The organism is Dendronalium phyllosphericum CENA369, from assembly GCF_016056275.1.
Lineage (GTDB): Bacteria > Cyanobacteriota > Cyanobacteriia > Cyanobacteriales > Nostocaceae > Dendronalium > Dendronalium phyllosphericum.
The window spans coordinates 15,763-30,067 of record NZ_JAECZA010000235.1 but is presented as its reverse complement, the minus strand read 5'-3'; the positions used below and the strand labels follow the sequence as shown (position 1 = coordinate 30,067).

Here is a 14,305-nt window from a genome sequence, read left to right as displayed (position 1 = left end):
AAAGCGAAGTTTCATCTTTTCTTAGTGACATTCAGCCCTCTCTCTTCATACTCTTTTTTTGGCGAAGGTATTGATACGTAGTTATAGTTTTGACATACATATTTCCAGGTGCAAGATATAAGTTAGATTGGTACAACCATGACTGGTGCACCGTTAGCAGTGACTGCCCCAGTCATCGTAACAGCAGGCCCCATTGTTGCAGGGCCAACAACTGTAAAAGGTCCTGTTGTTGTCACAGTTCCTGTCATAGTGATTGTAGGGGCCATCATATTAATTGATGCACCTTTTAATGAAATTGCGCCCACTGCATTGACATTGATAAGGGGGCCAGCGTTTACATTAATCGTCCCTGTGGTTCTAAGCATAACCGTCATTCCAGTGTCAAGAAAGGTTAGCTGTTGCCCCATTCTAGTTCTAACGCTAACAAGAGATCTTGTATCATTTAAAATCACTTGATTTCTACCTGACGTTTTAATTTCGATCTTTTTTGACGTGGGTTTGTCGTCCATACGGATGCTATGCCTACCAGCAGTTTTAATTTCTATAAATTTTTGACTATCGTTGATGTCGATACGATGTCCGCCCTTAGTTTTAATATAAATTCCTGCTTTGGATCTCTTATGATCTTCCTCGACAAATTGAATCGTATGTCCTGTACGAGTTTTAATGGTGCGTACTCTTACTTTGCGGTTTTTAATGGTATCAGCAACCGTTTCAACCGTTTTGTCCTTGCCATTCCAGACACCCCCCACTATATAGGGTCGATGAATATCTCCATGCTCAAAACCGACAAGCACTTCATCATTAATTTCTGGCAAGCAATAAAATCCTCTGGTATTGGCTGCCCCTAAACCCACCACTCTGGCCCAATGACTGTCATGCTGTGTTGTCAAAGTGGGGAATTTTACTTTAACGCGACCCCAACCTTTTGGATCTTTATTATTAGTTACCAGACCTACTAAGAGAGTTTGACCGGGTTGCAGATGAGTTTTAGGCGGTAGTGTAGAAAGTAAGCTCCCTTCTCTCAGCCCTCGAACTGTAAAATCAGTTGTGTAATTCCTATGGATGTAACGGTGACAGGTTCCTGTTACGTAGTATTTGCCGCTATAGCGAGTTCCCATATTTTCCAGCGCAACCACTTTGCCCGGTCGAATTTTAGGGTTTCCCAAAGCTTTGGCATCAGCAGTCACAAACTCTCCGCCTAGCTCATTACAAAGCGCCTGAGCCATCTGTTTTGCTTCTTTTGGAGTCTCTACAGGTTGGTCTACCACAATCATTTTAGGAGGTTGTTTCATTTTAAACTTATGACTGATGCTGCTTCCGTCGCCATTTCCCGTCACCGTGACCAACTGTTCCTTTGAAGCGGTTTCTGAGATTAACTTTTTATTACCATAATCCCAGCTATTAACCTCGACCGAACTGACTTGTTCGGCACTGGTAACTTTTACATCGAAGCTCCTAATATCCTTGAGCCACTTCAGCTTGAGAGAGGCTTCACTTTTGGGCTTGCAAAAGTTAATCTTGTTGTCCTGCACAAAGAGTTCAAATCCTATTCTGGCAGTGCGCTCCCGCAGAAACTCCATATTAGTTTGATTCTCTTGAAAAACATACTCATGGGGAACACCACTCGCATCCAATTGACCAATTCTAATTCTTGCTTCTTGAGCAATACGTCGCACAATATCGGTATCTGTACAGTTTAAGAAAGATCGGTTGAAGCGACCCCGATGCAGTCGATGGGAAATGTCATAGCCACGCACGACAATATGCGCTTCAGATGTATGGGAAAATTTGACTTCAATACCTGTAATTTCGCCCTCAATTAACCGCTGTTCTATCTCAGACAATAAAAATTCAGGATCTTCTGTTGTACCAGCCTCAAATCCAATCGTAATGCGATCGCCAATATTAAAGTATTTTTCGTGTTTCCAAGGCTTGCTGTTATCGATCGCAGAAACATAGGTATTATGGACTTTGATGACAAACATACTTGGCATATGTAAGCTTTCATCGACGACAATTTCCAGAATGTCCTTCATTAGTTCTTGTGGTGCATTCGCTCCACCCAGTTTGAGTATAGGCTTGTGTAAATAAAGAGTTTGACTATTCTTGGTAGGCATTGGAAATATTCTCAGTGTTGTTGGGTAAAAATTTAGAGGTTATTTTCTTGATAAATAATTGCTAATTCGTAATTTCTCAGGTAATAATTACGACTTACGAATTATATTGACAGGTGGAATAGATTCTGGATTGAGATATTCAGTAAGTTTTAGAATTTAGGGAAATTTTTTACTAAGGGTTCCTGTTGTCGGTGGCTTTCCTCCCGCTATATTTTCAGGATCGACTTCTTCGAGCGCAATATTAACGATCGCTTTAACCGGGGTGCCATCAGCCAAAAACAGGGTGAGTCGATAGTTTAAACTCGTCATCACGCAGTGAAAATAACTATCGTGCCAGGTCAGGATATAGACTGGCGGGCGAGTAAGAGTATTGCTACGAGCTGTTGCACCTTTCTTAATATTGTCAATATATTCCTTAAGAACAGATGTCTTTTTTTCATAAGTATCAAACAACAAATTCTTTAATGTAAACGAATAGGGTTCTACGCCCGAAAAATTAACCTTTGGCAATAAAGTGGTTCCCCGATCGCCTACGTCACTATCCCAAATTATTCGCCGAGTAAAATCAAGTTCTGACGGATTATACATGAACTCAATATCTTTAGCTTGTCCGCTGGGGTCACTATGAACTATCAGCTTTGCTTTTTCAAGTTTCATTGCGTTTTCCTCAACCCTTTAAATGCATTAAAATTACCAGGGTAAACAGCCTACAAATCGTCCCCGTCGTTCGCGCTCGTGGATTAAACGGTGGTGCAAAAGCTGCTCGATTTCTTGAGTTAGCTGTTCTAGTACATCTGTTGACTGTTCGGATTCTGAGGAAGTCTGATGGGTTGCAATCGTTTGGTGCGAAAAGATGCGATGGCTTTGATGGTAGCCTTTACGTTCCATTTCAATGTTTAGACGCGGACTGATGCGATCGCAAATCATCTGCACAAGCAATTCTAAATCTTCTGCTGCTTGCTCAACACTATTAACGGCTGGAGTTAGGACTTCCTCAAGTATGGGGTTTTGAGGCGCAAAAGTCCCCGGTGGCAGCTCGCTTCCCTGCTGAGTTAAGTCTTGGGTTAGCGTGGGCTTGATAGGGCGTTTAAACTCATACATGATTAAACTTCCAACTTACGTTCATTTCCAGGTGCTTTCAGCAAAATATCCCTTCGCATCCCTAGAGACTGCATCGCCACCAGCAGACTGCTTGCCAATTTTCAAACCCTCAAAGGCTAAAGTTAATTCTTCAACTGCAACCATATTGCCATCGGCCTCTAAACTTGGGAGTTTCCATCCTACTGGAATGGCACCAATCAAGCACCAGCTCTTCATAATTTCTCCAGCTTGGTTGTATGTCAGAATAGTAACGTTGCGTCGCTGTGTCTTTCGCTCAAATAATTCGCTTAACCACTGCGAAAAGGTGTTGTCGTCAGTTGTCCCCCGCTTGAGTGTGATATCTGAATAACGAGTTTGTCCTAAACTAATTCTTTGCTGTTCGTTTACGCCACCCTCGTGATAGACTTCTTTTTCTACTTCAATACTGATGCCCGAACATTCCGAAAATGAAGCAACTATATTTTTCCCTATTTCTATATAAAATCGGTTGGTTGTGACGTAGTTCTCAGCGTGAGAATTAGATTGTTGTGTAGGCATTTTATTGTCTTCCTGTACTAGAGTTACCGATTCTCTCTCTTTGAATTTTGATATCTGCGTAGAGTCGTTCGTAAACGCGATCGCATAATTGATGCATTAGTACCGGATTGTTGAGATATAGTTGAGCTGATTGTGCCAGACGGTTATACTCAAAATCTGTGTCAGTTAAATTTGTCTGACTAGAGTTTTGGGGCATAGACATCACCGAATTATAAATGGGCGTTAACCCGCTACACTATAACGTGTGTATTTCCTTGGATAAGGCCATATTAGGGTGAGTAATGAAGCATGAAAATAGACAAATGTCGTATTTCAAATCCCAAAAGGCAGTTCCGGAAAATTACTTCCAACTTTGAATCAGCATCTGGGCATCTTTAAAAAAGTGGCTCGTCTCAGAAATTTGTTCTGCCACAGCGATCGCATTGCGAAATTTACCATTTCTAGCTAACTCTTTGGCATAAGAAAGGCGACAAAGATCCAACTCTCGCAGTTTTTTCTGATATTGCTCTGAGCTAGGCTGCTCTTCTAAAACCATCACGTTATCAGTAGAATTGTTGATGCGGCTTGAAGATGGCTGCTTACCTAGATGAAAACGAGATTGTAGTTGCTTTAGATCAATCTTCCTCCAGATTGAATCAAAAAATTGCCCTGTGGTACTTATAAAGCGCGAGGGAAATGAGCTTGATGTCCGAAATATATCCCGAAAAATATTTGGGTGAAATAGTTGAACATGCGCCCGATTTTTTGGCGCAGTCGTCAGTGTCGATGGCTGCGGAGATTTTCGTATCCCCGATTGGAGAATCGTTTGCTCCAGATTGGTAGATAATGGCGGTATCGCTTGAAGAGCCGTTCGCTCTGCTGGATTATGAATGGCTGAGTCCGAGTATTGGATAACAGTGCGATTCATTAGATTTTGAATGACCGCATCTGAGTGTTGGACAATGGTGTTGTTATGGTTTTGAACTACAGCAACCCCAGCAGCATTAAGATTTTTAGAATCATCCTCTAAGGAAAATTGAGCAACGGGATTTGGCTTAAGGCCTACTGGTTCAACGGTTCGAGTAGGTTGGGATGAAGAGCCGATTTGTTCTACCACTCCAGGTTTTTGCGGCGAAAGAGATACATGATTGACCGATACTACCGAAGCAGAAGAGTTTTGAGAGCTTGGGTTCGGTGATTTTTGCAGAATGGTCTTGTGATTTCCTGTTTCTGGTTTTGGAAGAGGACTTGCGACTTGCACGATGGTCACATCTTCAGAAATTTGTGCTGAGAATGGTGCTGCGTTGATGTTGGTGTTTATTGCGATCTGCGAAGGTCTGACCGATGGAGTTTTGACTGATTGAATTCTAGTCCATTCAGGCTGCGGCGATGTGCGTAGGCGTAGCCCGCCGGAGGCATCGCTCACTTCTATCTGTTCGAGTGCCTCCCGTAACTTTTGCTCTGAAGGGTCAAGATCGTTGGATGGATTCTGCATAAAGGACTGTCTCATAATCATTGAATGTATAGGTTAAGACATCAATAAACATTTATTTTCTAGACTTGTCGTCTGGAAAATATTGGTTGGTTTTGCATTCATAAAAGTGCAAAATCATTTAGCACAAATTTGAGAGCCTATTTATAAAGTAAATATTAAGGTAGGGGAGCCAGTGCGGTGAAGCAACTCCCATCTTGGACGGCATAAAGCAACTAGCGTTGTGTTACAGATGTTCAAGGATTTGAGAGTTTAAGAGAATCAAAAATAGCCGCAGGGCACTCCTTTTCTCACTGCGTTAAGCGTTGCCATAACACACCCGACAATTTAAGGTTTACTTTATAAATCACCTCTAAAAGAAGATAATCTCAAATAGGAGCAGAGGAAAAAACGCAAAAAGCAGCCATACTTTTAAGCAACTACTTAGATATTGACTACATAACTCTATATATAGAGAACTTTAAAGCAGAAAAGATCAGACTTCTGTCTAATCACTAATGGGTTGACTTAGAAATAAAATGAGCACCATAGAAAATATCGTCTATCCGTTTCAATTGCTTCCATTGCTCGTCATCTGAAACCCCTGTATAAGCTTGTAGAATGATAGAAGAGTGCTAATTGTGCGGGTGGTACTGGGCTTAACCCAACGCTACTATCCTTAAAAACCGTTGCTAATTCTGTTTGAAATTCTGCATCAAATAATACGTGACGTATCTGCCTTAAAAATACAAACAGTTTCGCTTTGCGTATACGTTTTGAGACTTTTTCTTCTTTTGCTGACAGTTTTACGGGAGGGTTCCAAACTAACGGACGCATGATAGCTGCACTCCTGATACCGTGTTCTCCTCTTTTTACACTCCGCAAAAACTGTGCATCTTGTCAACTACTTTTACTGGACTGCCTCTCTAGCCTTCAGATGGACTAGCTTTTATCTCAAACAGCTTAACCCGAACTCAGGTTAAATAGCTAGTCAATATTTAGATGTGTTTTCCCTGAAAGCTGCACAATCCAAGAACCTCGGTTTTTCAAGAAACCAGGGTTCTTCTACTTTGAATTACCTTTAACTTAACCCTATTCAGGTTAGTATCAAGCAACGATCGCAAAATCAGTAGCAGTCAAATTAGGCAAATCGATCAAATTAGCCAATTCAGCACCAGTCCCAAACCCAGCAGCACTGCCGTTTTGGTTATAGTAAAGACTGCCACTACTGACGCTGTAAACCAGGAATGCTGTACTAGTTGCAGCTAAACTGTCATCTTCTACGGTAGTAAAATCAGAAGCTTGACTCAATCCATCACCGACAACACTAGTCAAAGCGGTAAAAGTCTGTTTACTCAACACCAACTTATCACTTGCAGATGTAAAGTCAGTCAGGGTATCGTTGCCAAAATCGCTACTGGTAAAAGCTCGTCCACTACTATACCAAAAGCGATCGCTTTCAGTCCCACCAGAAAGAATATCATTTCCCGCCCCGCCAATTAAAATATCTGCACCGCTTCTACCTGTTAACACATCATTGCCACTGCCCCCATTGAGATTATTATTGAGGCTATTGCCAATCAGGCGATCGCTTCCACTACCACCGACCACATTTTCAATTACATTATTAGCAGATAGAGTCAACTTCAAGTTACTGTTGACTGTCTGCGTAGCGATCGCACCCAAATTTACTCGTACATCAGTACTAGTACCGCTAAAACTGATAGTATCATTGCCGCCTGTGCTGGTTTCTTGTATGGTATCGCTACCTAATGGCGTGGAAGCATTGAATGCGTAGGTATCATTCCCAATACCACCAGCGAGAATATTATTGCCACTATTGCCCGTCAGAATATTGTTGCCATTATTGCCAGTGCCGTTAATATTGCTCGTTCCAGTTAGAGTTAAGTTCTCGATCCCCAAAGCTAAGGTTGTGGTGGTACTAGCTTGGAAAGTATCAGTGATGGTAACAGTCCCAGAAGCTTTTTGCAAATTTGCATTGGTAGGGCTAGAAAGGTTGACTTTAAAAGTTTCGTTGGCTTCGCCCTGACTATCATTGAGGATGGGAACAGTAATTTTGGCAGTGGTAGTATTGGCAGCAAAAGTTAAAGTACCGCTGCTGCTGGTATAGTCTGCATTGGCAGTAGCAGTTCCAGCGGCTGTAGCATATTTAACTGTGACTGTTTGACTAGAAGCACTGCTTAGAGTGACATTTAAGACAGCTTGCGAAGTTTGCCCTTCGACAACAGTGATATCATTGATGGAGAGAGTGGGCAAAGTATCATCATTAGTTATGGTTGCCACTGCCTGATTATCAGCAATAGTGGCATTAGCAGCATTGCTGAGGTTAACGAAGAAGGTTTCGTTCGGTTCAATTGTTAAATCGCCAGTCACAGCAACATTAAGAGTTTTACTGGTATCACCAGGATTAAAAGTTAATGTACCTGTGGTGGCGGTATAGTCACTACCTGCTGTGGCTGTGCCGTTAGCAGTAGCATAGTTAACTGTGACAGTAGAGGTACTGGCGGCAGAAAGAGTCACAGTAAAGGTAGCGTTCGTTGTGCCTGTATTACCTTCGGTAACAGTAATATCTTTGATGCTAAGGCTGGGTAATGCGGCTGGTTGTACCTCAAATGCACCGATATCGACTGTACCGCCAACAACCCGTGTTAAACCGCGTTGGTCGTAGGGAGTGGGTTCTGTTGTATTTCCATCGCCATCAAGGTCTTGTGTATCAGCAGGAATCAAGCTGTTGTTACCGGCGTTAATTGCAGGGCTACCAGCAAGGAGAGCATGAGTAAGGGTTAGTCCACCGTTGTTTTGTAAGGGGCCGAGTCCGGGGTTGGGTTTAACGATATCTGTACCAGTGCCTACAGTACCTTTAGCACCTGTTAAGCTACCAATGAGGTTATTATTGTTACCATTAAATATTGCTGAACTCAAACTAGAAGAGAGAAGATCGGGAGCATTATTATTTGTATTCCCAGCAATAATCGTATTTTTGAGGTTAATTGTGGCACTAAGACTATAAATACCACCGCCACCGTTGCCAGATGCGGTGCTGATGGCAGTATTATTGGTAACGGTGCTGTTGAGCAAATTGAATACTCCATCAGTAGAAGCATATATACCGCCACCTTGAGAATTAGCACTATTGCCACTGACTGTAGTATTGAGTAAAGCAACTGAAGTGCCATTACTTCTGATGCCGCCCCCATTTCCTGCACTATTGCCACTAACAGTAGTATTAACCAGAGTCACCGAGCCACTAATGGTAGAGATGCCACCACCGTAAACTCCTGCTTGGTTGTTACTAATTGTCGAGTTTGTTGCAATCAGTGTACCGTCGGAATTGTATATGCCGCCGCCTTCTTGACTAGAGCCACCAGCAGCGATATTGTTACTAACTGTGCTGCCGTTGCGTAGGTAGACAACACCACTGTTGTAGATGCCGCCGCCGTTATTATAAGAACCGGACGCTTTGTTGCCCGTAACTGTCGAATTATACAAATCGAGAGCGGCATTAGAATCAACCCTAATACCTCCACCATCACTAGATATATTGCCACCCGTAACTACTACGTTCTGTAAGCTTAATTGACCTCCATCCAGTACCTGAAAAACGCGATCGCTATTTAATAAACCTGACGCATCAATAGTTGCTTTCCCACCAACTGACACAATATAAAGCACATTACTGCGACTTGTGATATCTAAATCTCCTGTCAGGGCTGCATTTTCATTAACACCATTTGATGTGAGATTGTACGTTGTCCCTCCTGTTAACTGGATTTCATAATCAGTAGTCGGATTCGCATTAGCAATCAAAATCGCATCCCGCAGAGATAAACCATTAGCAGCACTGCCATCATTTTGATCGACTGTGGTATTGACTGTCAAAATAGTAGGAGCCATCTTACTTCCCTTCCATTAAAAGTAGGTAATGCGAACAATGAACTACAATTAGGCATAGATATGATATGGTGTAGGTGACACCGGGGGCAAACTAAACCGATTAGTTTAATATTTCCCAACGGATTCTAGTCAAGCTCATCTCTAAATTCTTGCTCTACATAGATTTCAGGTTTTTCAGTACAAATTACGCTACAGTGCAAATTTTAGGTATGTATAGCGACAATAGCAGCAGTATTTATTAACTTTAGTTATAATTTTCCGGTGAAAAACTGGAGCATCTTTTTGATCTCAGAATCTGAAATCCTTTTATGTAAAGGTTTATAAGCTAAAATTTCCTAATTCTACCCCAAAGTATTATCAATTCTCTGATAGATTCAAGCAAAAAATGACCCTGACATTGCAAGTATCTTTTGAGAATTGAATCTAAGTGCGATCGCAGTGCTTCAGTCCAATGGCGTTAGGTCGCAAAAACTTTTAAGTGACAAACGAGATAATCTCGTTCGTATTGCTTTAATCCAAAGCGCAAGGTTCCTCTTGCCGTGGATAAGCAGCGTTCTTATCCACGGTGAGTTCTTCAAAGCGCAGCGATACACCCGTGGAGTTCGGGCGTGTTGAGCGCTCAAGACTTTAGCGTGTCTGTTCAGCAGGAACGTCGAAGCGATCGAGCATCATCACCTTGTTCCAGGCTGCGACGAAGTCCTTGACCATCCGTTCGTGACCGTCATCAGCGCCATAGACTTCAGCAATCTGACGCAGCTGGGCGTTCGAGCCGAAGATGAGATCGCAGCGGGTTGCAGTGAACTTCGCTGTACCGGTTTCGCGATCGCAGATGTCAAAAAGCATTTCGCGATTGTCAACAGGCTTCCACTCGTAGTCCATACTGGTCAGAACACGGAAAAAGTCATTGGTCAAGACACCCGGTCGGTCAGTGAAGCTACCGTGCTTTGAATAGTCCCAGTTCTGATCGAGCGCGCGAAGTCCGCCGACAAGAACCGTCCATTCAGGCGCGGTCAGCGTCAGGAGCTGCGCTCGATCCAGGAAGATACGCTCTGGCTTCACCTTATAGCCAACCGCCTCATTGTGATAATTTCTGAAACCATCCGAAACTGGCTTCAGCCAATTAAACATTTCAACATCTGTCAGCTCCTGAGTCGTATCCATCCGCCCCGGAGTAAACGGGACGGCAACGGCAAGTCCAGCCTCTTGTGCAGCCTTCTCGACCGCAGCACAACCACCGAGGACAATTAGGTCTGCGATCGAGATTTTTTTGTTGCCCGACTGAGAGCCGTTAAAGTCCGCCTGAATTTGCTCAAGGGTCGATAGCACTTCGCCGAGTTCCTGCGGGCGGTTGATTTCCCAGTCCTTCTGGGGATTGAGGCGAACGCGCGCCCCATTTGCGCCGCCGCGCTTGTCGGAATGGCGGTGGCTCGATGCTGATGCCCAAGCGGCTGACACGAGCGCCGAAACCGAGAGTCCACTCGCTAAAATCCGATCCTTGAGAGACTTAATATCGGCGGCATCCACGACATCATGATCGAGTGCCGGAATTGGATCTTGCCAGATCAGATCTTCCTCTGGAATTTCTGGACCGAGATAGCGCGTTTTTGGCCCCATATCCCGATGAATCAGCTTATACCAGGCGCGCGCGAACGCATCGCTGAAGTAATCGAAGTCACCCAAGAAGCGCTGACAAACCTCGTGATAGGCCGAATCGACCTTTAAGGCAATGTCCGAAGTCATCATCATTAACGGGTGCTCAACGCCCGGTTGATGGGCATCCGGTGTCTTTGGCGCATCAGGATTGCTCGGCTTCCACTGAATAGCACCTACTGGACTCTTTGTCTGTTCCCAATCGTACTTAAAAAGATTGGTTAGGTAGCTGTTGTCCCACTGAGTTGGATTTGGAGTCCACGATCCTTCGATCCCGTTCGTCATCGTATATTCGGCAAACCCAGTGCCTTCAGGGTTCTGCCACCCCAAGCCCATCGCCTGAATCGGCGCGGCTTCCGGGGCTGGACCAATCTTGTCTGGCGAGACCATGCCGTGACTTTTGCCAAAGGCATGACCCCCTGCAATCAGCGCGACAGTTTCTTCGTCATTCATGCCCATCCGCGCAAATGTCTCGCGAATGTCTCGCGCCGAGCCATAGGGGTCGCCTTCGGCGTTTGGACCCTCTGGATTGACGTAAATTAGCGCTTGGTGCGAAGCCGCTAGCGGGTTTTCAAGGTCGTAGTATTGCTCGTCCGGTTTTCCAACCCACCGAATCGTGCGAGTGACCATCTCATCAGGATGACCAGGGTGTTCCTTAATGTCGTCAACTGGATCGCCGTTCCAGAACTCCGGTCCCCAGTATGTCGCGCGATCCGCCTCCCAGGCATCAATGCGACCGCCACCAAAACCGAAGGTCTTAAACCCCATGATTTCGAGCGCGCAGTTGCCAGTCAGAACCATCAGATCGGCCCAGCTTAGTGCCGCACCATATTTCTGCTTGATGGGCCAGAGCAGCCGTCGTGATTTATCTGTGTTTCCATTATCCCACCACGAATTGATGGGTGCAAAGCGTTGCATACCCTGACTCGCTCCACCCCGACCGTCTGCGATCCGGTAGGTGCCTGCTGAGTGCCACGCCATACGAATCATTTGAGGTCCATAATTCCCATAGTCGGCGGGCCACCAGTCCTTTGAATCGGTCAGCAGCGCTTTGATATCGCTCTTTAATTGTTCAAAGTCAAGCTGCGAGAAGGCTGCTTTGTAATCGAAATCTCGCAGTGGGTTAGCTTGGGGCAAATTTTGGTGAAGCAGTTCGACCTGAAGTCGGTTCGGCCACCAATCATCGACTTGCGGCTTGGAGCCGAGCGCGCCGCCAATGCGGGTTCCCCGGAAGGGACATTGTGCAGGAGGGGTGGCAGGGTTGTTGTTCATGGAGCCGTTATTCATTCAGTTCAATCCTTCTTCATTTTCAATTCTCTCTAACAGTTTATGTTAGTCAAGCTGTATTGAGTGCCGCCATTTGTGGCGGTTTGAATGGCAAGAGCCAAGTGGACAACGTTGCTGATCGTCGACTCTCAAGCGGTGAATATCAGAGTAGTATTATGCTTTCCGTCACGAAATAATATTGAATTTTGACGCACAGTACGCCAAAAACTTTTGAAAGTTTTTTTGAGCCAAAACTAAAAAAACTTTGAACCAACGTCAACAAATAATACTTAATAACTACATTTGTAATATAAAACTGCAATCTACTTGGAGTTACACCAAAGCTATCCTGTTCACTTAGTCCATCAATCAAGTTTTTCAGCACATCACGCATCGAGTCTCTTGACCAAAGACTCATTGCTATTACCAGACTAACCACTAATTGTGCTGGTAGCGATCGCCTGCGTTCCTCTTCGGTTTTGGTATTAGCAATCGCCTGTTCGATGGCAAAAGCTGGAATCGCTGTCTCGATTGCTTTGAGTACGTCAACATTTTGTATATTTGGATACACCCATGAGAAATCTTTGAGATGCACCACACGCTCATTTTCATTCTTGGGACAATGCTTAATTTACACGACTTTCAGCCTTAACTAAACCGTATTGAGTTTAAAAGTAGAACCTCAACATCCTGCTAGTGAAACTCAATTGGTTGTACTACTAGAATATGGTAGGGAAAGACGTGTAGAAAGTTCGATTATATGGCAATGTAAGCTATATCTCGCGTTCAGATGGCGATCGCCAGCTGATAGTAACGATGCTCCCAAAAACCTAAAAGTAAGAAAATTAGCCGAAACCTTCTTACCAATAGTTGTCACAGCCGAGCCGTATTAACGGTTTTCAGCGCCAATGCTGTGCATCTCTATTGCAAAGTATTGGCTACTGGGTACTGGGAAAAATTTCGATAGAATTTAGTGGTGGGGGCTTTGACCCACCAGAATATGAGCGATTTGTAACCCAATCCCCAGTCCCTTTTACTTTCGTCACTTATATTGAATTCAGGTTGATACGAGCGATCGCTATTCTGGGCGTGATGTCGCCTAACCCCTAAAACACGACATCCAAGAACGCGATCGCAACTAGAAGCAAACGAAGTTGGAGACGCAAGTATGAATCTCTCAGCGATTGGACTGCTGGATAGCGATCGCTTCTGTTGTGTTGCCTGCTCTCATCAGCTGTTTCCAAACATAATCGGTCTTTCGACCGATCAATTTACTTAATTGTCTGATTCTAAAAGCTTGCCTAGGGCTTCAATTGACTGTCGCCAGCCGCTTTCCATTCCACTTGCAATCATACCGTCACGGTCAAGTTGGTTCATTGCAGTGCTGTGTGTACGAATCTCAGTTGTATGCTCGTCAACCGCGACAAACTCAATTTTTTCCAGCATGACGTGTCCGCGTTCCGGCATACCTAAGAATTCAAATGTCTGCACGATCCGTCTATCTTTAGCTACTTCGTGAAAACAGCCAGTAAATTCATACTCATTACCGTCTTCTGATTGCTCGGCAATATGCCAGCTACCCCCGTCTTTACAATCAAAGTGGTACACTTTCATTTTTTTACCGCGACACCACCATTTAGTGAAGAGTTCCTCCTTGATATACGCCTCAAATACCTTTTCAAGCGTTGCATTGATAGTGACGGTGCCCAAGATATTTTGTGAATTCTCTGGGACTGTTACTTTTAGATGTGCCATACAGTAAGTCTCCTAGGTGTCAATTTTCTTCTAATAATTTTTCCAGAGCGTCGAAGCGCCTACCCCATACTTTTTCATACTCACTCAGATGTGCTGCGGCTGCTTTGATAGTCTTTGGTGTAATCTGAATAACTTTCTCCTTACCACTTCGACACTTGCTAACCAGTCCTGCTTTCTCAAGTACACTTTGGCTCGTTAATATTGTATTTGGTAAAGATACCCTGACAAAGGACTTGGGTTAATTTCACAGCACTTTGCCAAATGATTTTAATTAAAAACCGCTTCCATAAAGAATTTGAGTAGCCCAATAATGAGTTCCTTGCATCAAAGCAGCAAAATTTAGAATGCTATTTTTGAGAGTTGTATCAAAAATACATTTGGTATTTTACTCACTAAGTTGGTAATATTCAGACTGAGTTAAATAACGTACTTGATGCAATAACCCCAATTTCGCAAGCAGGATTTTGGGGTCAGATTGTCACAGGGTTCGGATAAAGGGTAATAGATTTTC

General features: G+C 43.9%; 12 protein-coding genes and 2 pseudogenes. 2 read left to right on the top strand and 12 right to left on the bottom strand.

All coding sequences use genetic code 11. The annotated features are described in order from the left end of the window. Positions 1-122: 122 nt before the first annotated feature. From I8752_RS27440 to I8752_RS27400, 10 genes and pseudogenes are all read right to left on the bottom strand, one after another. Positions 123-2,120 (bottom strand): VgrG-related protein, encoded by a 1,998-nt coding sequence (locus I8752_RS27440; RefSeq protein WP_214435388.1) that lies wholly within the window; start codon positions 2,118-2,120, stop codon positions 123-125. A gap of 156 nt (positions 2,121-2,276) precedes the next feature. Beyond that, on the bottom strand, positions 2,277-2,777 hold the full coding sequence (locus tag I8752_RS27435; protein WP_214435387.1) for a CIS tube protein: 501 nt from the start codon (positions 2,775-2,777) through the stop codon (positions 2,277-2,279). A gap of 33 nt (positions 2,778-2,810) precedes the next feature. Next, positions 2,811-3,221: a hypothetical protein gene (locus I8752_RS27430; protein ID WP_214435386.1), complete on the bottom strand. Its 411-nt coding sequence runs from the start codon at positions 3,219-3,221 to the stop codon at positions 2,811-2,813. A 21-nt stretch (positions 3,222-3,242) separates the two neighbouring features. Next, on the bottom strand, positions 3,243-3,758 hold the full coding sequence (locus tag I8752_RS27425) for a phage tail protein (RefSeq protein WP_214435385.1): 516 nt from the start codon (positions 3,756-3,758) through the stop codon (positions 3,243-3,245). Position 3,759: 1 nt separating this feature from the next. Further along, entirely contained in the window at positions 3,760-3,954 is a 195-nt protein-coding gene (locus I8752_RS27420) for a hypothetical protein (RefSeq protein ID WP_214435384.1), read from the bottom strand. 144 nt (positions 3,955-4,098) lie between these two features. Then, the gene (locus tag I8752_RS27415) at positions 4,099-5,232 is read right to left on the bottom strand and encodes a hypothetical protein (protein ID WP_214435383.1); all 1,134 of its coding nucleotides are present in this window, start codon (positions 5,230-5,232) and stop codon (positions 4,099-4,101) included. Between the two features lie 531 nt (positions 5,233-5,763). Then, positions 5,764-6,045, bottom strand: a pseudogene (locus I8752_RS37650) (IS5/IS1182 family transposase); the annotation flags it as partial. 270 nt (positions 6,046-6,315) lie between these two features. Beyond that, positions 6,316-9,123 carry a Calx-beta domain-containing protein gene (locus I8752_RS27410; protein WP_214435382.1) on the bottom strand — a complete coding sequence of 936 codons (2,808 nt, stop codon included), beginning with the start codon at positions 9,121-9,123 and terminating at the stop codon, positions 6,316-6,318. Positions 9,124-9,750: 627 nt separating this feature from the next. Next, complete coding sequence (gene katG / locus I8752_RS27405; RefSeq protein WP_225895945.1) at positions 9,751-12,060, bottom strand: catalase/peroxidase HPI; 2,310 nt, start codon at positions 12,058-12,060, stop codon at positions 9,751-9,753. A gap of 331 nt (positions 12,061-12,391) precedes the next feature. Beyond that, positions 12,392-12,571: pseudogene (locus I8752_RS27400) on the bottom strand (transposase domain-containing protein); the annotation flags it as partial. A gap of 130 nt (positions 12,572-12,701) precedes the next feature. On the opposite strand from I8752_RS27400, the gene I8752_RS27395 reads away from it, so the two are divergent. Next, positions 12,702-12,932 (top strand): hypothetical protein, encoded by a 231-nt coding sequence (locus I8752_RS27395; protein ID WP_214435381.1) that lies wholly within the window; start codon positions 12,702-12,704, stop codon positions 12,930-12,932. Then, entirely contained in the window at positions 12,910-13,149 is a 240-nt protein-coding gene (locus tag I8752_RS27390; RefSeq protein WP_214435380.1) for a hypothetical protein, read from the top strand. The genes I8752_RS27395 and I8752_RS27390 overlap by 23 nt, the downstream gene beginning before the upstream one ends. Here I8752_RS27390 and I8752_RS27385 read toward each other — a convergent pair. Then, positions 13,146-13,283: a hypothetical protein gene (locus tag I8752_RS27385; RefSeq protein ID WP_214435379.1), complete on the bottom strand. Its 138-nt coding sequence runs from the start codon at positions 13,281-13,283 to the stop codon at positions 13,146-13,148. The two genes, I8752_RS27390 and I8752_RS27385, sit on opposite strands and share 4 nt — an antisense overlap. 31 nt (positions 13,284-13,314) lie before the next feature. Continuing rightward, positions 13,315-13,794 (bottom strand): SRPBCC domain-containing protein, encoded by a 480-nt coding sequence (locus I8752_RS27380; RefSeq protein ID WP_225895944.1) that lies wholly within the window; start codon positions 13,792-13,794, stop codon positions 13,315-13,317. Positions 13,795-14,305 lie beyond the last annotated feature (511 nt).